General features: G+C 31.4%; 24 protein-coding genes and 1 pseudogene. 22 read left to right on the top strand and 3 right to left on the bottom strand.

Annotation, left to right across the window (positions count from 1 at the left end):
* Positions 1-2 precede the first annotated feature (2 nt).
* Together CD111_RS12680 and CD111_RS02625 are read left to right on the top strand one after the other, a co-directional pair.
* A pseudogene (locus tag CD111_RS12680) lies at positions 3-309 on the top strand (hypothetical protein).
* Positions 310-514: 205 nt separating this feature from the next.
* On the top strand, positions 515-880 hold the full coding sequence (locus CD111_RS02625) for a hypothetical protein (RefSeq protein ID WP_095088536.1): 366 nt from the start codon (positions 515-517) through the stop codon (positions 878-880).
* Between the two features lie 265 nt (positions 881-1,145).
* Here the strand turns inward: CD111_RS02625 and CD111_RS02630 are convergent, their stop codons facing one another.
* Together CD111_RS02630 and CD111_RS02635 are read right to left on the bottom strand one after the other, a co-directional pair.
* Positions 1,146-1,679, bottom strand: a complete 534-nt coding sequence (locus tag CD111_RS02630; RefSeq protein ID WP_095088533.1) for a hypothetical protein — start codon at positions 1,677-1,679, stop codon at positions 1,146-1,148.
* A 375-nt stretch (positions 1,680-2,054) separates the two neighbouring features.
* Complete coding sequence (locus CD111_RS02635; RefSeq protein ID WP_371868735.1) at positions 2,055-2,366, bottom strand: cytidine deaminase; 312 nt, start codon at positions 2,364-2,366, stop codon at positions 2,055-2,057.
* A 310-nt stretch (positions 2,367-2,676) separates the two neighbouring features.
* Here CD111_RS02635 and CD111_RS02640 point away from each other — a divergent pair, with 310 nt between their 5' ends.
* The 4 genes from CD111_RS02640 (at position 2,677) to CD111_RS02655 (ending at position 8,257) form a co-directional block, all read left to right on the top strand.
* Positions 2,677-2,868, top strand: coding sequence for a hypothetical protein (locus CD111_RS02640; RefSeq protein ID WP_095088530.1), 192 nt, complete (start codon positions 2,677-2,679; stop codon positions 2,866-2,868).
* A 208-nt stretch (positions 2,869-3,076) separates the two neighbouring features.
* Positions 3,077-3,523 carry a carboxymuconolactone decarboxylase family protein gene (locus CD111_RS02645; RefSeq protein WP_095088527.1) on the top strand — a complete coding sequence of 149 codons (447 nt, stop codon included), beginning with the start codon at positions 3,077-3,079 and terminating at the stop codon, positions 3,521-3,523.
* Positions 3,524-3,698: 175 nt separating this feature from the next.
* Positions 3,699-7,052 carry an endo-alpha-N-acetylgalactosaminidase family protein gene (locus tag CD111_RS02650; protein WP_229726502.1) on the top strand — a complete coding sequence of 1,118 codons (3,354 nt, stop codon included), beginning with the start codon at positions 3,699-3,701 and terminating at the stop codon, positions 7,050-7,052.
* A 215-nt stretch (positions 7,053-7,267) separates the two neighbouring features.
* Positions 7,268-8,257, top strand: coding sequence for a YdcF family protein (locus tag CD111_RS02655; RefSeq protein WP_095088525.1), 990 nt, complete (start codon positions 7,268-7,270; stop codon positions 8,255-8,257).
* 64 nt (positions 8,258-8,321) lie between these two features.
* Here CD111_RS02655 and CD111_RS02660 read toward each other — a convergent pair whose 3' ends face one another.
* Positions 8,322-8,762 carry an N-acetyltransferase gene (locus CD111_RS02660; RefSeq protein WP_095088522.1) on the bottom strand — a complete coding sequence of 147 codons (441 nt, stop codon included), beginning with the start codon at positions 8,760-8,762 and terminating at the stop codon, positions 8,322-8,324.
* A gap of 134 nt (positions 8,763-8,896) precedes the next feature.
* Here CD111_RS02660 and bshC point away from each other — a divergent pair, with 134 nt between their 5' ends.
* From bshC to CD111_RS02740, 16 genes are all read left to right on the top strand, one after another.
* Positions 8,897-10,513 (top strand): bacillithiol biosynthesis cysteine-adding enzyme BshC, encoded by a 1,617-nt coding sequence (gene bshC, locus CD111_RS02665; protein WP_095088520.1) that lies wholly within the window; start codon positions 8,897-8,899, stop codon positions 10,511-10,513.
* A 144-nt stretch (positions 10,514-10,657) separates the two neighbouring features.
* On the top strand, positions 10,658-11,089 hold the full coding sequence (gene mraZ / locus CD111_RS02670; protein WP_095088518.1) for a division/cell wall cluster transcriptional repressor MraZ: 432 nt from the start codon (positions 10,658-10,660) through the stop codon (positions 11,087-11,089).
* An 11-nt stretch (positions 11,090-11,100) separates the two neighbouring features.
* On the top strand, positions 11,101-12,036 hold the full coding sequence (rsmH, locus tag CD111_RS02675; RefSeq protein ID WP_095088516.1) for a 16S rRNA (cytosine(1402)-N(4))-methyltransferase RsmH: 936 nt from the start codon (positions 11,101-11,103) through the stop codon (positions 12,034-12,036).
* 19 nt (positions 12,037-12,055) lie between these two features.
* Positions 12,056-12,436 carry a cell division protein FtsL gene (gene ftsL / locus CD111_RS02680; protein WP_095088514.1) on the top strand — a complete coding sequence of 127 codons (381 nt, stop codon included), beginning with the start codon at positions 12,056-12,058 and terminating at the stop codon, positions 12,434-12,436.
* On the top strand, positions 12,423-14,681 hold the full coding sequence (locus tag CD111_RS02685) for a penicillin-binding protein (protein WP_095088512.1): 2,259 nt from the start codon (positions 12,423-12,425) through the stop codon (positions 14,679-14,681). Before ftsL ends, CD111_RS02685 begins: the two co-directional genes overlap by 14 nt.
* A gap of 43 nt (positions 14,682-14,724) precedes the next feature.
* Entirely contained in the window at positions 14,725-15,690 is a 966-nt protein-coding gene (gene mraY, locus CD111_RS02690; RefSeq protein WP_095088510.1) for a phospho-N-acetylmuramoyl-pentapeptide-transferase, read from the top strand.
* Between the two features lies 1 nt (position 15,691).
* Positions 15,692-17,041, top strand: a complete 1,350-nt coding sequence (murD, locus tag CD111_RS02695) for a UDP-N-acetylmuramoyl-L-alanine--D-glutamate ligase (protein WP_095088508.1) — start codon at positions 15,692-15,694, stop codon at positions 17,039-17,041.
* Between the two features lie 26 nt (positions 17,042-17,067).
* On the top strand, positions 17,068-18,012 hold the full coding sequence (locus CD111_RS02700) for a cell division protein FtsQ/DivIB (protein ID WP_095088506.1): 945 nt from the start codon (positions 17,068-17,070) through the stop codon (positions 18,010-18,012).
* A gap of 109 nt (positions 18,013-18,121) precedes the next feature.
* On the top strand, positions 18,122-19,498 hold the full coding sequence (gene ftsA, locus CD111_RS02705) for a cell division protein FtsA (protein ID WP_095088504.1): 1,377 nt from the start codon (positions 18,122-18,124) through the stop codon (positions 19,496-19,498).
* 28 nt (positions 19,499-19,526) lie between these two features.
* Positions 19,527-20,681 carry a cell division protein FtsZ gene (ftsZ, locus tag CD111_RS02710; RefSeq protein ID WP_095088502.1) on the top strand — a complete coding sequence of 385 codons (1,155 nt, stop codon included), beginning with the start codon at positions 19,527-19,529 and terminating at the stop codon, positions 20,679-20,681.
* 59 nt (positions 20,682-20,740) lie between these two features.
* A complete protein-coding gene (gene pgeF / locus CD111_RS02715; RefSeq protein ID WP_095088500.1) occupies positions 20,741-21,532 on the top strand; it encodes a peptidoglycan editing factor PgeF in 792 nt (263 codons plus the stop codon).
* A gap of 2 nt (positions 21,533-21,534) precedes the next feature.
* Positions 21,535-22,212 (top strand): YggS family pyridoxal phosphate-dependent enzyme, encoded by a 678-nt coding sequence (locus CD111_RS02720; RefSeq protein WP_095088498.1) that lies wholly within the window; start codon positions 21,535-21,537, stop codon positions 22,210-22,212.
* Positions 22,213-22,223: 11 nt separating this feature from the next.
* Positions 22,224-22,799 carry a cell division protein SepF gene (locus CD111_RS02725; protein ID WP_095088496.1) on the top strand — a complete coding sequence of 192 codons (576 nt, stop codon included), beginning with the start codon at positions 22,224-22,226 and terminating at the stop codon, positions 22,797-22,799.
* Between the two features lie 12 nt (positions 22,800-22,811).
* Positions 22,812-23,108, top strand: coding sequence for a YggT family protein (locus CD111_RS02730; protein ID WP_095088494.1), 297 nt, complete (start codon positions 22,812-22,814; stop codon positions 23,106-23,108).
* Between the two features lie 78 nt (positions 23,109-23,186).
* Entirely contained in the window at positions 23,187-23,960 is a 774-nt protein-coding gene (locus CD111_RS02735) for a YlmH family RNA-binding protein (protein ID WP_095088492.1), read from the top strand.
* 18 nt (positions 23,961-23,978) lie between these two features.
* Positions 23,979-24,563, top strand: coding sequence for a DivIVA domain-containing protein (locus CD111_RS02740; protein WP_095088490.1), 585 nt, complete (start codon positions 23,979-23,981; stop codon positions 24,561-24,563).
* Positions 24,564-24,731 lie beyond the last annotated feature (168 nt).

Below are 24,731 nucleotides of genomic sequence, written 5' to 3' on the forward strand. Positions count from 1 at the left end.
AGATGTGTATAAGAGACAGGTCTATAGATGTTCTTCAAGAAGAATTAGCGCCTAACTTGAAGACTAAAGATTTAGTTTTATTACGTTATGGTTATAATGTTGATGAAATTAAACAGCTAAATAATTATTTATTTAGATTAACTACTGAAAATAAAAAGATAACAAAGAGTGAAATTAAGTCTAAGTTGTGCGAAATTAGAAATCTTCCTGAGATTCCAATGGGACAGGTTAATGACGTATTGGAAGGTTATAGACTTACATGTTGATGTTATTAAATTTATTTTGAAAAATGAAAAAGAAGTTGATTGAAAAATTTCTAATTTCAGAGAAATTTTAAAACGAGTTTCTTCTCATTTATATTGATTGTTTAGGACCCTTAACTAATCTTGTAGATAAACGTTGGTATAGCTTGATCTATTAATCTCATCATTCGATAAGTTTTGGGGTTTTTAAGCTTTTCAAGGCTTAACATCAATAAAACAGTTGGAATTGAAGGGAAATAGAGGTGGTTTGAATGTTGCAAAACAAAGAAAGTTTTAGACTGTTATATCAAGCTATAAGGGAGATATCAGATAGAATTGGGGACAACCAATTAGAAACTAATTCTATAAGTTTATTGTTGTTAGATTTTGATTTTGAACATGAAACTTTTGAAAAACTCTTTTTGGCAATTCTGAAGTATTTGGAAAAAACAAGTTTAGATAATATATACTATGATGATGTTTTAAATTTGATAGACAATACAATTCCTGAAGATAGAGAACTTAACGATACAATTAAAAATAAAATAATTATTGGTTTTGCAAATAATTATTTTCCTGAGTTGCAAGTATTAGCTTATAAGATAAAATCTGAAATGGCACTGTCAATAAGTGAATAATTTGTTAAAGTCTGGGACATCATTAATGAGTCCCAGACTTTGTTGTATATTGGCAGTAGGTGACTGAACTGAAAATACGCTTTATATCACGCTTTTTTCAATTCTAGTTAACCTTCCCGGGGTGGGACAACGAAAGCTTTTTTTATAATTCAATAAAGGGAGTTATATGTGCATGAGGTTGACTGTTGAAACAGTCGCCTCATTTCTTACTATTCAATTAGAGTTATGAGTTGATTTCATATTTACAGATTTATTCCTTTAATTACTATGAATTTAAGGTTTCGAATGTCATTTCATATAAGTCTTTATCATCTAAATTTACGAATTCATCGATTTTAACTCTATATGTCATATCGTTTTGTTTTTTTGAGATTTGGCTATAGTATTTTATATTTATAAACATATTAGTGCTATAACCATTATTCTCTATAGTATCTTGGAATTCTTCAAAAGCTTTTTTGTTAATAGGCATTAGATAAAACTTATTACTAGGTAATACATTTATATGTTTTTCTTGAATGACTTCTTGTTCAGCTAGATAAACTTTAATATCAATGTTCTTAGCAGTTCCACCTCCTAAGTTTTGTAGTTTAAAAGCAGTATTAACATAATCAGAGTCATTTTCAGTTAAATTTTTTAGTTTTAATTTTTGAGCTTTTTCAATAATAATTTGATCAAATGCTAAATAGGGTATAAATGAAATTTTAATTTGTCTAATTTGTATCAATACCGAAATTAAATATAAAATTGCCATAATAAATGTTCCAATTGATCCAATTGCTTGTAAAATATTTAGCATATAATTTCCTCCTATAAGTTACATTAATATTAAACTATCTTACTAATACATTCCATGCATAGGCATTCATCATAGACATCGAATTTTTCTAAAGTAGTGAATATATAAACAAAATACTGTCAAGATTGTTGTAATTGATACTATGGGGTGAGTCGTAAAACATTAAATGCCAAATATAATAACATTAAATAATTTCAAACAGAGCACCCCACAAAGTTGAATTTTTGTTCAACTTTGTGGGGTACTTCTTTGTAAGCTAATATCATTTATCATTCGCAGAATTCAATGTTGCTATATGCTTTAGTCCAATGGTTAGGTTGTAATTCATCTAAAGTTTTGTATTTAATTTCGTTATTAACATTTGTAATACCAACTTTAATTTGACTTATCCCAATATAATAATCTTTCTTGGCATGTACCATAAGGTGTGAGAATTTTGAAATCACTATTTTCATCATCTCTGACAACACAAATAGCATGGGTTATAATATCCTGATGCTTATGTGCATCTAAAATTGAGCCTGTTTCAATACACAATGAAGTAGAATTATTTATAATTTCAGGTACGACTGATGTATAGGTATTACTATTTTTAGAATACATTGCAGCAGCGCCACCCAATCCATTTGGATATCTTTTTCGTATTAAAGATTTAGCTTCTTCAAAAATATTTTGTTGGATATTCATTTTTAGACTCTTATGTTTATGCTTTTCATATATTACATAGTTTACCACATACTGTAATTGAATATGTTATGATGTGGATTGAAATAGTACTAATTGATCAGTTTAATAGTATAAATTGGAGGTATTATACTGACTAAATTAATTAAAAATCATATTCTTATTATCGCTTGCTGTGTAATGTTTATATGCATATTTTCACTTATTATGGGAGCAATTGGTATAGGTGTTGCTATAGGTTTAATGTATGGTGCAGCGTTAAATAATTCAGAGGATGATAAATGTTATATTCCAACAGAAGGAAGGGATAAATATGCGAAAAGTAATATCACTATTATTAATTGCAGGGATATTGCCTGTCATTGCTACCAACCTTAGTGGGGAATTAGTAAATCTAGCGGGTGTTTTATGGATTTTGTCTATTCTACTCTTTGTTATTGCAGTGTATATGGCGTACAAAGAGTATATGAATGCACAACATAAAACAAAAATATCTAATAAATAATGTGTTTTTGAAAGTATGAATTGCTAACGTAGTATTTGCAATAAATACTATGTTTGGAAATAATTGTATTGGGTACATATATATTATGCAACAAGTCAGGCACCTTTCAAATATGATTGGTGTCTTAAATCGGGTTGTATAGTGGTTAAAAAAGGTTTGAAATGGGTAAACATGTAATCATTAAATATGGATAAGGATGGCGTTAAACATGGATAATAGAATTGATTATAATGAAGTTGCGAGTGAAGAAGTAAATTTATATATGGAGTTAGAGAAACAATTAAAGAAAACGAGTATCGATAGACAACTAAGAGAACTCGTAAAAATTAGAGCTTCTCAAATAAATGGGTGTGCTTACTGTTTAGGGATGCATACTGCTGATGCTCGTAAGATGAAGGTTAGTGAAGAGGAAATTTATTTATTGAATGCTTGGGATGATACGAACATTTATCCAGAGCGCACTAAATTAGCATTAGAACTAACGGAAGCTGTAACGTTAATTAGTGTTAACGGTGTTTCAACTGAACTTTATGAGAGAGTTAGAGAAGAATTTTCAGAAGAAGAATATACTGATTTAATTCTGATTATCAATCAGATTAATATGTGGAATAGATTGTCTATTTCAATGGGAAATCAGCATTTATTTAATAAATAATTGAATATTTAAGAAAAGATAATCCTGGGACAATGTTGTTCCGGGGTTTTTTTATGGAAATTATTAATAACAATTATTATCATATACAAACAAAAACAAACAAAAAATAGTCGACTTTTGATTATTAGAAGTGTACGATTAAATTAAGTTTTAAAAAAATAAGGGGTGATTTGTCTTGGATTTTAGATATAAATTTACTTTATTAAGTAAAAGTTTATTGACTGTTACGTTATTAACGGTTGTTTCTATTACATATTTTGCATTTAGTAATCAAAGTATAGAAGCAAAAAGCAATACTGATACATTAAAAAGCAATAAGATGAAAGTTAATGTCGATAGGGACTTTCCAAGAGTGATCGATTATGAGTTGAAGAATGGTACAAAGATGGATGGGCAAAAGAAGAAAATAGATAAAGTGAAAATTAATGGTCACGCTATAGTGCCAAAAGTGAGTTATAGAAGATTGAATGCAAGTTCAGCACAATATAAGTTGAATGTTAAAGATGAGAAAAATAAAGTAGATGGTGACTTTACAATTGAAGTTAGAGTTAGCAATAATCAATTGAGTTTTAAAGTTATGGATTACAAAAATAATCTCGATGGTAAGGAAAAAGATACGGTTATAAGAGATTTTGAAATACCAGATCATTCATTAGTTTCGGTAAATTCTAGTGAAAAAAATGCCACTTTACAAACAACAAGGATGTCTAATAATACTATGAAAAGTGGGGATAAAGAATTTAAAGTAGATAACGATTTTGAGAAAGATTTTAATTATCCAATGATGTACGGTTTTCTTTCGAATAGTAAAACGAGTGCAGGTGTTTGGACTAATTCACAATATTCAAAGGGTACTGGCTCTTTAGACTTTACAAGATTAACAGCAACTTCTCAAAGTGTAGAACAGAACAAGCAAGTTGGCTTGTCTAGTTCACCATGGATATTGCAACCAGGTCCTGATTATCCTGATGCTAAACAACAGAAGATGTTGCCTGAAGCTAAAGTTATAATAGCTGAAGATGAAAATAAAGATAATAAGATCGATTGGCAAGATGGTGCCATTGCATATCGATCAATTATGAATCATCCGAAAGGTTCAGAATCTGTACCTGACTTAGTTGCACATCGAATTTCAATGAACTTTGGATCACAAGCACAGAATCCATTTTTAATGTCATTAGATGGTGTAAAGAAAGTGAATTTGAATACAGATGGCTTAGGTCAATCCATTATTTTAAAAGGATATGGAAGTGAAGGTCACGATTCGGGACACCTAGATTACGATAATATTGGTAAGAGAATTGGTGGCGCTGAAGATATGAAGACGTTACTTGCTAAAGGTAAAAAATATGGTGCAAAGTTTGGCGTCCATATTAATGCGAGTGAGACTTATCCTGAAGCAAAAGCGTTTGTACCTGAACGACTGAGAAAGAATAAAGATGGTTCATATAATTATGGATGGAATTGGTTAGATCAAGGAATTAATATTGATGCTAAATATGATATGCTACATGGTCGAAAAGACAGATTGAAAGCATTTAAAGATAAAGTTGGTAACGATTTGGACTTTATTTATGTAGATGTATGGGGAAATGGCCAATCTGGAGATAATCAAGCATGGATGTCACACCAATTAGCAAGTGAAATTCAAAATTTAGGCTGGAGAGTTGCGGTTGAATGGGGTCATGGTATGGAATACGATTCTACATTCCAACATTGGGCTTCTGATTTAACTTATGGTGGATACGAGAATAAAGGTATCAATTCTAAAGTTGCTAGATTTATACGAAATCATGAAAAGGATTCTTGGGTAGGAAATTATCCTTCTTATTCAGGCGCTGCTGATTATCCTTTATTGGGCGGATATGATATGAAAGATTTTGAAGGATGGCAAGGAAGAAATGATTATGCAGAATATATTCATAATATATTTAAGACAAACTTATCGACTAAATATTTACAGCATTTTGAAGTGACGAATTGGAAAGATGGTAAGCCAGTTAAGATGTCGGCAAATAAAGAAAATGTTGAATGGACACCAGAAATGGAAGTTCAATTGAAAAATAATGATGGCGATAAAGTTACGGTTAAGAGAAAATCAAATGATTATGAAGGCGATAAAGAAAACTATCGTTCTAGAACAATTGATTTAAATGGAAAACGTATATTAGATGGGGATAAATATTTAATTCCATGGAACTGGGATGAAAATGGTAAAGATTTAAATAATAAAACTCAGAAACTTTATCATTTTAATGAAAAAGGTGGTAATTCAACTTGGGAATTACCAAACAATTGGAATGCTAAAAAAGTAAAACTTTACAAATTAAATGAAAAAGGAAGAACGTTAGTAGATACACTTTCAGTTAAAAATGGAAAAATAAATTTAAATAATATTGCAGCAAATACACCATATGTTATTTACAAAGACAAACAAAAGCAAGAAAAAGTGAATTATGGTGAAGGTATGCATATTAAAGATCCAGGATTTAATACACAATCTATTAAAGATTGGAAAGTCACAGGAAATAAACAAGATGCAACGATTGTAAAATCAAATAGCAGCAATGAAATGTTAACTTTAAATAATAAAACAAAAGACATTCAGTTAACTCAAAAATTAACAGACTTAAAACCAGGCAAAAAATACGCAGTTTATGTCGGTGTAGATAATAGAAGTGATGCTAAAGCTAAATTATCGGTTAAAGCAGATGGAAAGAATTACGAAAACTATACTAAGAAATCAATTGCTAAAAATTATGTAAAAGCAAATGCACATAATACAACTAAAGAATCAGCAACGAAAGGTGATACAAGTTATTTCCAAAACATGTATGTAAATTTTGTAGCACCTAGTAATGGCAAAGCAGAATTAACATTATCTAGAGAAGCAGGAGAGGGTGAAACATATTTCGATGATATAAGAATCTTTGAAAATAATCAGAACTTATATCCTGAAGAAAATGTATTCCACCAGGACTTTGAAAATGTACCACAAGGATTATTCCCATTTGTAGTGTCGGGTATTGAAGGCGTAGAAGATAATAGAACACATTTATCTGAGAAAAATGCACCGTATACACAAAGAGGTTGGAATAATAAATTAATTAATGATGTTATAGATGGAAACTGGTCATTAAAGATTAATGGACAAGTACAACAAGATAAACTTGCATATCAAACAATACCTCAAAACTTTAGATTTGAGCCAGGTAAAAAATACGAAGTAACATTTGATTATGAATCTGGATCTGACGATACTTATGCATTTGCTACTGGTCATGATGATGTGGATCAAAACAAAGAATATAAACAGGATCCACTTAAAGGTACGTCAAATAATAAAGGGCAACGTACGTATAAAACAACAGTTAAAGGTAGTGAAGATGGTCAAACATGGATTGGTATAGCTTCTACTAAAAAAGCACCAGTTTCAAAAGGTGATAAAGAAGAAGGACAAATTAACTTTGAAGGATCAAAAGATTTTATAATGGATAATTTAAAGATAACGGAACTAAATAAGAAATAAACAGAAAAAAACTTACAAATACAGCGCTTCTTCCTTGGATATTAGTCCAGTGAAGAAGCGCTTTTTGTATATACAAAAAAGTGAGTTAGAAATAAGGAATAAATATGTTTCTCAAGATATAAAAATCACAACAAATATTTAGTATGTCTTAAATGTATAAATAGTGGGATGATGGTATACTTTATACTGTTCAAAAAGATGCGGAGGTGATAATGATGGTCGTTACTTTAGCTTTATTAATATTATTTGTCATAAGTTTTAAGATTGACTATAGACAATATAAGAATGTTTTTCTATTATGCATGTTATTTATTTCAATATTTATATTATTGGTTAGAAGCATTGCGATACCAGTTCTAAGCATTCATCTGAATATAAATTACTTACTAATTACAAATATTGTATATGGCCTTATCGTTATAGTAGCTATGTTATTATCACTTCTCAATACAAAGAAGAAGATGGCTAATGAAGGACGATTTATGACGAATATGATTGTACTAGGTTATGGCGCATTCATATTTTTGAATTTTATAATCATACTTTTCAAACCTGAAATAATTGTGACATTAGGGAATGGTATCATTCCAATATATATTTCATTTATATTCTATTATTTAAATTTAATGTTTATAAGTCATAACATTTACGCTTGGCTTATAAGTGCTATTTCTAAGAGGAAGAAGAGTCAATATATTATTGTACTTGGTGCGGGAATAATCGGTGACAAAGTAACACCGTTGTTAAAAGCGAGGTTAGATAAAGCGATTAAACTTCAACGAAAAAATAAAAACACAAAGATCATTGTGAGTGGTGGTCAAGGTGATGATGAAATTATAAGTGAAGCTGAAGCGATGAAGCAATATCTTCTAAATAACGGCGTTTTAAATGAAACAATTATTAAAGAAGAAAAATCTACAAATACCGAAGAGAATTTGATATATTCATACCGTATTATGGAAAAAATGGATGCCCATCCATTTTCAATTATAGTATCGAATCATTTTCATATATTAAGAGCTGGCCTAATATCTAAAAAACTAAAAATGAAGGCAACAGTTACAGGAGGCTCGTCCAAAAAGTATTTCTACCCAAATGCATATGTCAGAGAGTTTATTGCGATACTTTATATGTATATCATGACGCACACTGTAATAATAATATTATTATCAATTATGCTATTTATGTATGTACTTTCATTATAATAGATAAAAAATTCCCAACTCAGCCGTTTATCAATGAGTTGGGAATTTTACTTTAATTGGTTTATTATGGCGTCCAAATAACAATATCTTCGCCAGATTGATTTTGTTGCTCAATATCTTTAAAACCATGATTTAAGAAGAAATCTTTAGATTGATTACGAGCGATACATTTAATTGGTAGCTCGAACTTTTTCGCATAATCTAATAATTGTAATCCGTAACCTCGGTCTTGATAGTCTTTTAAAACTTCTAATTTCCATAAGATTAAATAATCATTAAATGCAGGGAAATATGTTTTTTCAACTTCATCTTGTTGATATAGGCACATTCTAGCGACTAATTTATCACCAACATAAATACCATAAAACGGAGAATCGGAACTTGCATCGATCATCTTACCTTTTAATTCTTCAACCATATATAGCCCTTCGTTTCCGAAGTTACGGAATTGTTCAAATTCCTCTTCAGTCTTGTAATTAATATGTAAATGTTCTACTTTTGCCATGATAATCCCCCTTGCTCTTTTCTTAATTATACTTCATTTTTATAAAATTTTAAATTATAAGCCGTTAAATTGTTTTATTTAACTACAATCTTTATACTATTGGTAATGATTAATAATGAAGGAGTAAGACTCGTATGGACTGTATGAAGACGATTATAGATGAACATGGTAGTTTTATAGATAGATATACAAATCATGATAAAGATATTTTGAATTTTTACGAATATGATCCGAGTAATCAAGATGCATTTAATAAACGTTTTCAAGTACCTTCAAATGGTAGGGAAAGTGAACTTGCACGCGTAATTAGAGATTATATGTCTGAATTTAATTTAACAGAAAAGCAAGAATCAAATATTGAACATTTAAGTAATGGGCATAAGGTTGTAATTGGTGGACAGCAAGCGGGGTTGTTTACCGGACCACTATATACATTCCATAAAATAATGTCGATAATTATCCTTTCTAAAGAACAAAGTGAAAAATTAGGTAAACCAATTGTGCCAGTATTTTGGATTGCTGGGGAAGATCATGATTTTGATGAAGTGAATCATACATATGCGTATGACCGAATTACAAGAAATTTAAATAAAGTGAAATACAACACTTTAGATGCTCCTGAAAAGAGCGTCTCAAAGTATGTGTTCGACAAAGAATTAGTTTATGATGCTTTAGAAGATATGTTTAGTTCAATAGGTGAAACGCGTAACTCTGTTCATCTTAAAGAAATGATTGAAAAAGTTATAAAGCTATCTCATTCATGGACAGATATGTTTAAACATTTAACAAATAATGTGTTTAAAGATTATGGTTTGTTATTAATTGATGCAGATCATTCTAGACTGAGAGAAATGGAAAGACCATTTTTTAAAGAGCTGATTAACAACTATGAAGCAGTTAATCGTGAATTTAGAAAGACTCAAGATGAATTTTCAAACGTTATAAATAAACGTATGATTTTAACTGATAGTAATGTGCATGTATTTTATGAGCATCATGATAAACGTCAGTTGATTATGGCAGGTCATGATAAATTTTATTTAAATAAAGATACTGATGTTGAATTTTCAAAAGCTGACTTATTGAATTTAATCGATAAACATCCTGAAAGATTCTCAAATAATGTTGTGACGCGCCCAATAATGGAAGAATACTTATTTAATACTTTAAGTTTTATAGGCGGACCGAGTGAAATTATTTATTGGGGAGAACTTAAAGGTGTGTTTAAGTTAATGAATATTGAAATGCCAGTTGTCATGCCAAGAATGAGAATCAGTTACTTACCACAAGATACAAAGAAATTATTAAGAACATATAAATTATCTATTGATAATGTATTAATAGATGGTGTATCAAACGATAAACAGAAATTTATCCGTTCAAAAGCTTCTGATGATGTATTAAGAGAGATTGAAAGCATGAAGGAAGTCCAATCAACATTTCATCATAAGCTGATAGAGGAAATAGGCGATGAATATCAAAATAGACAATTACTCGAAAAAAATAATCAAATACACCAACATCAATATCAATACTTATTTGATAGATATTTATTAAATGTAGAACGAGAGAACGAAATCAGCATGAGACACTTTGAAACATTACAAAATACTTTGCACCCACAACACGGTTTACAAGAGAGAGTATGGAATCCAGTTCAATTAATGAATTATTTTGGGATAGATATGTTCAGTCCCTCCACTTATCCACCACTTTGTTACACTTTTGAACATTTAACGCTTGAACTATAGGTATGACAGTATTTACACCAAATTTACGGAAACGTAAATTTGGTGTTTTTTTTACTTTTTGCACAAATTTCAAGAAATCTTGTATAAATAGTGGAGGATTGTGGGGGAATGTGGTAAATTATAAATAAGGTGAGGTGAGATAAAATGTTCATGGGAGAATATCAACATCAATTGGATACAAAAGGACGTATGATTGTTCCTTCTAAATTCAGATATGATTTAAATGAGCGTTTTATTATCACTAGAGGCCTTGATAAATGCTTGTTTGGCTACACACTAGAAGAATGGTCGCGCATCGAAGAAAACCTTAAAACCTTACCAATCACTAAGAAAGATGCACGTAAATTCATGAGAATGTTCTTCTCTGGTGCTGTTGAAGTAGAACTAGACAAACAAGGTCGAATTAATATCCCACAAAATTTAAGAAGTTATGCCAATCTGAGCAAAGAATGTACAGTCATTGGTGTATCAAACAGAATTGAAATATGGGATAGAAATACATGGAATGATTTTTATGATGAGTCTGAAGACAATTTTGAGGACATTGCAGAAGATCTCATTGATATTGATTTTTAGGAGTGGAATAGATGTTTCATCACGTATCCGTACTATTAAGAGAAACAGTAGATCAGTTAGAAGTTAAGCCCGATGGTACATACGTAGATTGTACATTAGGTGGAGCTGGGCATAGTTTATACCTAGTTGAACAATTAAATGATAATGGTCACCTTATTGCAATCGATCAAGATGAAACAGCTATCGAACATGCTAAAGATATCTTGAAAGATCATATTCATAAAATAACTTTTGTTCAAAACAACTTTAGAAATTTAGAGCATATATTAGAAGAATTAAACATTAGTAAAGTTGATGGTGTACTTTATGATCTTGGGGTATCTAGCCCGCAACTTGATACACCTGAAAGAGGGTTCAGCTACCATTACGATGCGAAGCTAGACATGAGAATGGATCAGTCACAAGAATTATCAGCTTACGAAGTGATTAACAATTGGTCTTATGAACAACTTGTCAAAATTTTCTTTAGATATGGTGAAGAAAAATTTTCTAAGCAAATCGCGAGGAAAATTGAGGCGAGACGTGAACAAATGCCTATAGAAACGACTTTCGAATTAGTGGATCTAATTAAAGAAGGCATTCCTGCTGCTAAACGCAGAAAAGGCGGACACCCTGCAAAACGCGTGTTCCAAGCAGTAAGAATTGCAGTGAATGATGAATTAGGTGCATTTGAAACATCAATTGAAGCAGCTATTCAACATGTAAAAGTTGGCGGAAGAATTTCTGTAATTACATTTCATTCATTAGAAGATCGTTTGTGTAAGCAAGTGTTCCAAGAATATGAAAAGGGACCAGATGTACCAAGGGGATTACCAGTAATACCAGAAGAATATCAACCGAAACTGAAACGAGTAAATAGAAAGCCTATTATATCTGACGATAAAGAACTCGAGGAGAACAACAGAGCAAGAAGTGCGAAGTTGAGAGTTGCAGAAATCTTGAAGTAAATAGAGGAGTGGCAAGTGGATGGCAGTAGAAAGAATTTACCCGAATTATAGACCTGACGAGTGGCAAGAGCCACAAGTCGACCCGCAAAGGAAAACCGTCAAGAAATCCAAAGTAGTTGGCATATCTAGAATAGAAAAGTTCGTATACATAACGTTAATAACTATGATTGCGTTGATAAGTATTTATATGCTATCTTTAAAAATGGATGCGTACAACAATAAAACTCAAATTGCGGAATTAGATAGTAAAATTGAGCAACAACAAACAACAAATGGTGATTTGAAAACAGAATCAATGAAACAATCATCATATGAGCGCATCTACGACAAAGCTAAAGACTATGGTCTAAAGCTAAATAACGACAATGTAAAGGTAGTGCGTAGTGATGCCAAAAATTAAAATAAAGAAAAATAAAATAGGAGCAGTCCTCTTAGTAAGCTTTTTCGGACTGCTCTTTTTTATATTGGCCTTAAGATATTCGTATTTAATGATCAGCGGACATTCAGCTGGAGAAGACTTAACTTACAGAGCCAGTGAAAAATATTTAAGACAGACGATTGCTGAACCTGAACGTGGAAAAATTTATGATAGAAATGGAAAAGTCTTGGCAGAAGATACTGACAGTTATAAGTTGGTAGCGATTTTAGATAAAAAAATGAGTAAAGATAGTAAGAAACCAAGACATGTTAAAGATAAAGAAAAGACAGCAAAAGAACTATCTAAAATAATAAAAATGGATAAAAAAGATATATTAAGTAAACTTAAAACGAAAAACGCTTTTCAAGTTGAATTTGGTCAAAAAGGTAAAGACTTAACATATAAACAAAAGACTGATATTGAAAAATTAAAGTTACCTGGATTGACTTTTGAAACTGAGAAAAGAAGATTTTATCCGAATGGCAATTTTGCATCACATTTAATTGGCTTAGCTAATAAAGATAATGATACGAACAAGCTAATTGGAGTTGCTGGCGCAGAGAAAATTTTTGATAGTTATTTAAGTGGTAAGTCAGGTAAAAATTCATATAAACAAGATATTTGGGGCATGTTAATCCCAAATAGTGAGGACAACATCGATGCTAAAAATGGTGATAACTTGCACTTGACAATAGATTCAAATATACAAGTATTTGTTGAAAATGCACTTGATGAAATGGTAGATAGATATGAACCTAAAGATTTATTTGCTGTTGTAATGGACGCTAAAACAGGTGAAATATTAGGATATAGTCAAAGACCGACATTTAATCCAGAAACTAAAAAAGATTTCGGAAAAAAATGGGCGAGTGATTTATCACAAAATACATATGAACCTGGCTCAACATTTAAAACATATGGGCTTGCAGCAGCTATAGAAGAAGGTAAATTTGATCCTAAGAAAAAATTCAAATCTGGTCACCGAGATATTGATGGATTTAAAATATATGACTGGAACGATGATGGTTGGGGTAATATACCTATGACTACAGGTTTCACGTACTCTGCGAATACGTTAATGATGAAACTACAAGATTTAGTAGGTGAAGATAAAGCGAAAGCATATTATGAGAAGTTTGGATTCGGTAAAAAAACAGGCGGACTATTTGATAGCGAAGCCCCAGGTAATATTGCATTTGATAATGAACTGCAAAGAAAAACATCTGCATTTGGTCAATCAACGACCGTGACGCCGTTACAAATGTTGCAAGCAGAGACTGCTATTCTTAATCAAGGGAACATGCTTGAACCTTATTACGTCAAATCAATACAAAATCCTGAGTCAAAAGAAACAATTAAAGAAGGTAAGAAAAAAATAGTAGGTAATCCTGTTTCTAAAGATACAGCGAAAAAGACGATGCATGAATTAGATAAAGTCGTAAATAGTAAAGACAGCCATGCCACGAATTATCAAATAGATGGTTATCGTGTTGCAGGTAAAACTGGTACAGCACAAGTACCGGATACTAAAAACGGTGGTTATGTTCAAGGTGCAAACCCTTATTTCGTAAGTTTCATGGGCTACGCACCAGCTAAAGATCCAGAGGTAGTTGTTTATGCAGGTATGTCTTTAGCTCAAAAACGCGATTTAGAAGCATATGAATATGGTGTATCTAGAGGGTTTAATCCAATAATGGAAAATACTTTGAAATACTTAGATGTTGAAGAAACACAAGGTAAAGCTAAAAGTAGTTCACCTGAAGTACCAGATGTTACAAACATGAACAGCAAAAAAGCTGTAGATACAATTAAAGGTAAAAAGTTAGAACCTATCGTTATAGGTAAAGGAAATAAGATAACAAAGCAAGTACCATTAGAAGGTAAAACAGTTCAAGATAAAGAGAAAATCTTGCTTGTCACTGAAGGCAACCTTACAATGCCAAATACTACAAATTGGTCGAAACGAGACCTACTTAAACTAGAACAAGCAACAGGAATCAACATAGAAACAGAAGGATCTGGATTTGTAACGGAACAATCAGTTCAAGAAAATGAGGCAATCAAAAATGGTACGAAAGTGAAATTTACTTTATCTAATAATCATCCTTATGGTGATGATACAATTGGACAAGTACCAGATGAATTGTCCAAAAAAGATTCAAAGAAAAAGAAAGACTCAAAAGAGAAGCAAAATAAAAATAATTCAAAAGATTCCAAAACGAATTAATTAAAGTACGTTTAATAAAAAATAAAAGAAAAGGTGAACGATTATGAACTTTACGCTTCCTGTCATTGCGTTTTTATTGACTTTCATTCTAGTGCCAGTGTTAATACCGACACTGAAAAAATTGAAGTTTGGTCAAAGTATTAGAGAAGAAGGTCCTAAAAGCCACATGAAAAAAACAGGAACTCCAACAATGGGGGGACTTACATTTTTACTATCTACGATAGTTGTTACAATCATTGCATTATTTTTTGTAGAACAAATTGGGCCGTTAATATTACTATTATTTGTAACAATTGGCTTTGGTTTAATTGGTTTTATTGATGATTACATCATTGTAGTTAAGAAAAACAATCAAGGCTTAACAAGCAGACAAAAGTTTTTATCTCAAATTGCAATTGCAGTTATATTCTATTTAGTTAGTTTATTATTGCCGAATTATGAGTTTGTTACTGCTGTAAATATTCCATTCACAGATTGGTCGTTACCATTATCTGTGCTGTATGTCGTATTTATTGTGTTCTGGCAAGTAGGATTTAGCAATGCGGTAAACTTAACTGATGGATTAGATGGGCTTTCAACTGGCCTTTCAATTATTGCATTTAGTTTTTATGCAATTTTATCATTTACGCTTGATAAACCAGAAGTCGGTTTGTTCTGTTTAATTATGTTAGCTAGTTTAGTCGGATTTTTAATATTTAATAAATATCCAGCAAAAGTATTTATGGGCGATACTGGAAGTTTAGCGTTAGGTGGTATTTTCGCAACGATATCTATCATGTTAAACCAAGAAATCACATTATTATTCATTGGACTTGTATTTGTCCTTGAAACATTATCCGTTATGATTCAAGTGACGTCATTTAAACTTACAGGTAAAAGAATATTCAAAATGAGTCCACTACATCATCACTTTGAACTAGTAGGTTGGAGTGAATGGAAAATTGTATTAGTCTTCTGGGGAACTGGCATCGTAACAGGTGCAATTGGACTATGGATTGGGGTAATGTAATATGAAAGAATTTGATGCACTTAAAGGTAAAGATGTTCTAATATTAGGACTTGCTAAAAGTGGATATGAAAGTGCCAAACTTTGTCAAAAACTTGGCGCAAATGTAATAGTTAATGACGGTAAAGATTTAACATCTGATCCTCATGCAAGCGAACTTATGAGCCAAGGGATTAAAGTAATAAGTGGTGAACATCCTTTATACTTATTAGATAACAATCCACTCATTGTCAAAAATCCAGGTATCCCATACAGTATTCAATTGTTAGTTGAAGCAGAAAATAGAAATTTAGATATCATTACAGAAGTAGAATTAAGCTATTATATTTCTGAAGCACCTATAATTGGAATTACGGGTACAAATGGTAAAACTACAGTAACGTCATTAATTGGTGATATGTTCGGAAATAGTAAAGTGAATGGTCAAGTTTCAGGGAACATCGGTGTAGTTGCATCAAAAGTAGCCCAAGAAGTTAACAAAGAGGATTATCTAATAACGGAATTATCATCATTTCAGTTATTAGGTACGATTAAATATAGACCACACATTGCGATTGTAACTAATATTTATTCAGCACATTTAGATTATCATGGATCGTTAGAAGAATATCAAAAAGCAAAGAAAAACATCTTCCAGAATCAAACTGAAGAAGATTATTTAATATTTAATTTCGAACAGAGACACCTAATTGATAAAGAACAAATAAAATCAAAAATTTTATATTTTTCAACTGAACAAGAAGTTGATGGTATTTATATTAAGGATGATTATGTCGTATATAATAATATACGAATTATCCATGTGAATGACATAGTATTACCAGGTAAACATAACCTAGAGAACGTACTTGTTGCAGTATTAGCGTCTATTATATCTGGAGTTGAAATCAAATCTATTGTTCATACTTTAACAACTTTCTCAGGTATTAAACATAGATTACAATTTGTAGGTAATAATAGAGGTAATAAATACTTCAATGATTCAAAAGCAACGAATACGCTGGCAACTAGATTTGCACTTAGCTCATTTAATTCACCAATTATTTGGCTATGTGGAGGATTAGATAGAGGAAATGATTTTGATGATCTTATTCCTTATATGGATAATGTACGACTGATGGTTACGTTTGGAGAAACTAAAGATAAACTTAAAACACTCGGATTAACACAAGGTAAAGAAGTGTTACAAGTAACAGATGTTAAAGATGCTGTGGATACGATTCAAGATTATATTCAACCTAATGATGTCGTATTATTATCACCTGCATGTGCTAGTTGGGATCAATATGATACGTTCGAAGCACGTGGAAATGAGTTTATTGAAAGTTTCCAAAAACATTTACCAACATTCTAAAAATTGTATAAAAAGGAGAGGCAGCCGTGAATAAAAGTTCTGAGAAGAATGAAGATATTTTGCAATTTGATACGACTAGTGACGATGATCGTTTGAAAACTTTAAAAACAAAAAGAAAACGAAGACGTCAAATTCAATTGGGCATCTTCATTGGTGTCATACTCCTTGTACTCTTGATTGTATTGTACATGTTCACGGATATAAGTAAGGTTGATAAAGTTGATATCAATGGTGAGAAGATTGTTTCTAAAAATGAAATCGAAAAAAAATTAAATTTAAATCCAGATTCGAGAATTTATAATATACCTATCAAGGATATGAAAGAGAAAATTCAAAACATTGAAGGTATAAAAAGTGTAACCATTAAAAGACATTTTCCGAATGATCTAACTGTGACGATAAATGAATATGAAACAATCGGATTAATTAAAGGCAAAAAAGGATACGAACCTCTATTGGAAAATGGCAAGACTATAAAACACTTAACGACAGAAATTCCAGTGGATGTTCCGATTTTAAATGATTTTAGTTCGAAGAAGTTAAAAAAAATGGTGACTGAAATGAAGAAAGTCAAACCTAAAGTAAGAAGTTTGATTTCTGAAATTAATTATAAACCAGGTGAGAATAATCAGAATAGAATTCAATTATTTATGACTGACAATGTTGAAGTTATCGGCGATATTCAAACTTTTGCTAATAAAATCAATTACTATCCTAGTATATCTGATAAACTAGAAAGAGATGAATCGGGTAATCTTAAAACACCAGGATTTGTTGATTTTCAAGTTGGTGCAACATTCTTACCGTATGAAACTAAAGAACAACAACAAGCAAGGTCAGAAAAAGAATCTGAACAAGAACAAAGTACTAAGTCAGAACAAAAAAAATTAGATCAAGCATTGCAAGATTTATCAAAAGAACTCGATAAATCTGAAGAAAAACCGAAATCAAGTGAAAAATCATCAGAATAAGCAAAAAAATCAATAAATAAACATATTATTAGTTCACATTAAATCATCAATCATGTAAACTAAGAATAGTGTAAATTTGATTATCATGTGTTAGAGGAGGTGCCTATCGATGGAGGAACATTATTATATTAGTTTAGATATAGGTTCATCGAGTGTAAAAGTAATAGTAGGAGAAAAATTTCATAATGGCATTAACGTGATAGGTACAGGGCAAACGTTTACAAATGGCGTAAGAAATGGTTGTATTGATGACTTTGATATAGCTAAACAAGCTATTAAAGATACAATCAAAAAAGCTGCGATTGCTTCTGGGGTAGATATTAAAGAAGTTTTCTTAAAAATGCCTATCGTGAATACAGAAATATATGACGAAAAATATGAAATCCAATTTGAAGGTACAGAAACTGAAATAGACGGGAGTCACATTGAATCTGTTTTAGATGGTATTCGTGATTTAAATGACGTTCCTGAAACAGAAGTAATTGGTGTATTTCCAATGAAATTTATTGTTGATGACTTGCATGAAGTATCAGATCCTAAAGAAATGGTTGCAACGCAATCATTGAAAGTTGAAGCTGGTGTCATTGCAACATCAAAATCACTTTTAATAAACATTATTAAATGTGTTGAATCATGCGGTGTTGATGTGTTAGATGTATTTTCTGATGCTTATAACTATCAATCAATACTATCACCAACTGAAGTAGAACTTGGTGCTTGTGTAATCGATATAGGTGAAGATTTAACACAAGTAGGCTTCTATGAAAGAGGAAATTTAGTAGACGCAGATATTATAGAAATGGCTGGTAGAAGCATTACAACAGACATTGCAAAATCATTAAACACTACATATGATAATGCTGAAAAGATAAAACAACAATATGGCCATTCGTTTTATGATTCAGCATCTGATCAAGACGTTTTCAGTGTAGAACAAATTAATGCAGAAGAACATGCACAGTTTACTCAAAAAGAATTAAGCGAAATTATCGAGTCTAGAGTAGAAGAAATTTTCTTTGAAGCATTTGATTTACTTCAAGATATGGGTATAGCTAATGTAAACGGTGGATTTATCGTGACTGGTGGATCTTCTAATCTGCTAGGTATTAAAGAGTTACTTCAAGATATGGTAAATGAAAAAGTACGTGTACATACGCCATCACAAATGGGTATAAGAAAACCAGAATTCACGTCAAGTATATCTACAATATCTAGTGGAATTAACTTTGATGAGCTACTAGATTATGTTACAATGAATAATTATGATGCGGATAATATAGAAGAAGAAACATATGAAGATGTAAATCAAGAAACAAAAGCAAAACCATACGAACAATGGTTCAAGAAAAAACCAAACAAAGCGAAGAACAATGACGTGAAAGCTTCAAATTCTGATGACAATTATACCGAATCTGATTATGAGTCGGAAAGTCACGAAGAGAAGCCAAGTGCATTCAAAAAATTAATGAAATCGTTATTTGATTGATGGGTCATAAAGATTAGGAGGATAATAAATGTTAGAATTTGAACAAGGATTTAATCATTTAGCTACTTTAAAAGTAATAGGTGTCGGTGGTGGCGGTAATAACGCTGTAAACCGTATGATAGATCACGGTATGAATAATGTGGATTTTATTTCAATTAACACAGATGGGCAAGCTTTAAACTTATCTAAAGCATCATCTAAAATTCAAATTGGTGAAAAATTAACACGTGGATTAGGCGCTGGAGCAAACCCTGAAATAGGTAAAAAAGCTGCAGAAGAATCTCGCGAACAAATTGAAGATGCAATCCAAGGTGCAGATATGGTATTCGTAACTGCAGGTATGGGTGGCGGAACTGGTACTGGTGCTGCACCAGTAGTTGCTAAAATTGCTAAAGAAATGGGTGCTTTAACGGTAGGTGTTGTTACACGTCCATTTAGCTTTGAAGGTCGTAAGAGACAAACACAAGCTGCAGCAGGTGTTGAATCAATGAAAGCAGCTGTTGATACGTTAATCGTTATACCAAATGACCGATTACTAGATATCGTTGATAAATCTACACCAATGATGGAAGCATTTAAAGAAGCTGATAATGTATTACGTCAAGGTGTACAAGGTATTTCAGATTTAATCGCTGTTTCTGGTGAAGTAAACTTAGACTTTGCAGATGTTAAGACTATTATGTCTAACCAAGGTTCAGCATTAATGGGAATCGGTGTATCTTCTGGTGAAAACAGAGCTATTGAAGCTGCTAAGAAAGCAATTTCTTCTCCATTATTAGAGACTTCAATTGTTGGCGCACAAGGTGTGTTAATGAACATTACAGGTGGAGAATCTTTATCTCTATTTGAAGCACAAGAAGCTGCTGACATCGTACAAGATGCTGCTGACGAAGATGTGAACATGATATTTGGTACTGTTATTAATCCTGAATTACAAGACGAATTAGTTGTTACTGTAATTGCAACTGGATTTAATGACAAACCATCAACTGCTCGTAAACCTCAAGGTGGCGGAGCATTTGGTGCTGTAACTGAAGAATCATCTAAAAGAGATGAAAGTGAATCACTAGGAAGAAAGGCTTCATTTGAAAGTAAACCTGCAAATGAATCAACTGATGATAGTGATATTCCAAGTTTCATTCGAAATAGAGAAGACAGACGTTCTAGACGCTCTAGAAGATAAATGAACTTAAAGAGTCATCAGGCTAAGTCCTGATGACTTTTTTTGTTAGGAGAGATGGAATGAAAGAGATTTTTAATCAACATGAACATCATCTTGCTTATCATGCTGATGGCAGAGAAGACCTTGTAATAGGTATAACTACAAGAAATGGTGGGTTTAGTCCATACCCAGATAAAGCTTTCAACATGGCACGTTATATTGATGATAATGAAGAAAACATTTCAAAACATCAGCAAATATTGGCTGATGAAATTAATTTTGAGACGACAAATTGGATTTTTCCTATCCAAACACATGAAAATAAAGTTCAAGAAGTAAATCATAAAGATAAAGGGACAAATATTACAGAACTAACCAATGAATTATATGGTATTGATGGCTTATATACTTATGAATCAAATATTTTATTGACAATGTGCTTTGCAGATTGTGTACCAATTTATCTATATGATGTTAAGAATGAATATGTTGGTTTATGTCATGCAGGGTGGAGAGGTACATACGCAGAAATCATAAAAGAAATGATTGAACAATATAATGGTAATCTAAACGATTTAAGAATCATTATAGGGCCATCGACATCTAATAGTTATGAGATAAACGAAGATATCTATCAAAAATTTCAAACCTTACCTATCGACATTGATTTGTATACAGAATATAGAGATAAAGATAGATACGGAATTGATTTAAAGATTGCAAATGAACAATTAGCTATCTATTACGGTATTAATCCACAGCACATATTAAGAACTAAGCACTGTACAGCAAATGAAACGGATATGTTCTTTTCATATAGAGTTGAAAAAGGAAATACTGGAAGAATGCTTGCATTTATTGGTAGAAAGTAGGAATGATATTGAAATCAGTAGAAGAAAATTTGAAAAATCTTAATAGCACCCTTGAAAATGCCACAAAAAATTCTAAATTTGGAAACACACCTCAAGTGATTGTTGTTACAAAATATGTTACAATAGACCGAGCTATAGAAGCATATCAAGCAGGGTTAAGAAATTTTGGTGAAAATAGAATTGAAGGCTTCTTGGATAAGAAGCAACAATTACCAGATGATGCAGTGATGCATTTTATTGGGTCACTACAAACAAGGAAAGTTAAAGAAGTGATTAATGAAATAGACTATTTACATTCATTAGATCGAATTAAACTTGCTAAAGAAATTAATAAGCGCGCAAATCATGTGATAAATTGTTTTGTTCAAGTTAATGTATCGAATGAAGAATCTAAACATGGCATATCTGCCACAGATGTTATTCCATTCATTAAAGAACTAGAAGAATTTGAGAACATTAAAGTTGTTGGTTTAATGACAATGGCACCATTAACTGAAGATAAATCAGAAGTTCAAAAATATTTCAAACAGCTTAGAGAAATAAGAGATGAAATACAAATAATGAATTTATCATATGCCCCATGCAATGAATTATCTATGGGTATGAGCAATGATTACAATGAGGCAATTTTAGAAGGTGCTTCGTTTGTTAGAATAGGTACAAAATTAGTTGGCGAATAGGAGTGTAATTTATGGCAATAAAAGATGTATTCAAAGGTTTCTTTATTGTAGATGAAGAAGAAGAAGTATACGAAGATCAAAGACAAGAACAACATAGAGCGCCACAACAAGAAAAACCACAACAAGAGACAAAGACAAATCAACAATCTATTAAAAGTGTACCTACACAAAATAGAAACACAACTAGATATCAATCACAGCGTGCTCGTGATTTTAAAAAACCTGAAAGGAAAGAGGCCATGACAGAAAAACGTACAAATTCATCACAAACAAATGTTGTTAGCATGAGTGGTAATATGGATTTTGCGCAAAGTTCTAAAATGTGTCTATTTGAGCCTAGAGTTTTCTCAGATACTCAAGATATAGCAGATGAGCTTAAAAATAGAAGAACAACATTAGTGAATTTACAGCGTATAGATAAAGTTTCTGCTAAGAGAATTATAGATTTCTTAAGTGGTACTGTATATGCAATTGGTGGAGACATTAGAAGAGTGGGTACTGATATCTTCTTATGTACACCTGATAATGTAGAAGTAGCAGGGTCGATCACTGAACAATTAGAACAAGTTGAACCTTATCAAGAATAGAGGAAATATTTTATGGATAATGGATTATTAAGTACGATTTTAGGATTTATATTATTTGTAGTTAAAATATATCAATATGGTATGATTGTATACTTCCTTACATCTTGGTTACCTGGTGTAAGAGAAGGTGGATTTGGCCAATTTTTAGGTAAAATATATGAACCGTTTTTAGAGCCATTTAGAAAAATTATTCCACCATTAGGGATGTTAGATATTTCGTCACTAGTAGCATTTATTACATTAAGTTTATTCTACTTTGGTTTAATCAATATATTTAACATGATTGTACCAGTAATGCCAATTCTGTAATAATTTAAGTACTAATACCGAGAAATAGGGTGAGACAATATGTCACATCCTATTTTTTATATCATTTGAGGTGTGAATATGGATATTTATCAACATTTTAGAAAAGAAGAAAGAGAAGAAATTGATTTATTTATAAATAAATGTGACATTGCAGAACGAAATTACCAACATATGCTAACTGATTTTTTAGATCCACGTGAACAATATATACTTAATACGATTGTAGGTGGATATGATGAACTAATGGTGCATTATTTTGGTGGCAATGAACAATCTGAAAGAAAGCGTGCTATAATAGCTCCAGATTACTTTGTCCCTCAAGAAGATGACTTTGAAATGGTATTAATTGAGTTGGATTATCCATCCAAATTTGTTACTGTTTCACATCGAAATGTACTTGGGGCATTAATGTCTTTAGGTATGGATCGAAATCAACTTGGCGATATTATAGTAAACGATAAAATTCAGTTTGTTTTGACAAAACGATTCGAATCATATATTATGTTAGAATTCACTAAGATAAAGGGTGCTGGAATCAAATTGAGTTCAATTCCATTTAAAAATATGGTACAATCAAATGAGAATTGGATTACTCATGACACCACAGTGAGTGCGATGAGACTGGATGTAATTGTTAAACATGTTACGAATACAAGTAGAACAATTAGTAAAAAACTCATCGAAAGTAAACGTGTTAAGATTAATCATAGGGAAATACAAGCAGTAGACTTTATAGTCGAAGAAAATGACTTATTATCTATTAAAGGATATGGTAGAGCATTGATTCTATCAAATAATGGTGAATCAAAAAAAGGTAAACTTAGAATTACTTACCGTACCTTATTTAAATAGTCTTGAGGAGGAAAACTGATGGCATTTAGCCCAGAAGACATCAAACAAAAGGAATTCAATAGAGTTCATAAAGGTTTAGATGAATCAGAAGTACGTCAATATTTACAAACTTTAAGTGATGAAATTGAAAAATTAAAATCAGATAAAGAACAATTACAAACATTAATTAATGACAAAGATGAAAACATCAATCGTTTTAAAGCAGTTGAAAACACAATATCAGATGCACTATTACAAGCTCAAAAAGCTGGTGAAGAAACGAAACATACTGCAGTCTTAAAAGCGGATGCAATCATTAAAGAAGCTGAAGGGCGTTCAAACATTATTATTGAAGATGCACTTCAAAAAGCGCGTCAAATTAGTTTTCAAACTGAAGATATGAAACGTCAATCTAAAGTGTTTAGATCTCGTTTTCGTATGTTAGTAGAAGCACAATTAGATTTATTGAAAAATGATGATTGGGATTACTTATTGAATTATGATGTTGATCAACAAAGTGTTACCGAAGAAAATATTGACATTTTGAATAAAGAAGAACAAAATAATCAAGAACAGATAAATAATCAATCAACTAAAAGTGAAGAGGACAAGTCTGAAGAGTAAGGAATTATTCAGCGAACTAGGGATAGTGCAAGCCTAGTGAATTCGATTCTTTAGGTATCACCTGTTTACACAAATTTATACATTAATTGAGAGAACTCTATGTTGAGTTAATAAGGGTGGTACCGCGATTCAGTCGTCCCTGTTACTTCAGCATAGAGTTTTTTCTAT

This window comes from Mammaliicoccus stepanovicii (assembly GCF_002902525.1).
In the GTDB taxonomy this organism is placed as follows: domain Bacteria; phylum Bacillota; class Bacilli; order Staphylococcales; family Staphylococcaceae; genus Mammaliicoccus; species Mammaliicoccus stepanovicii.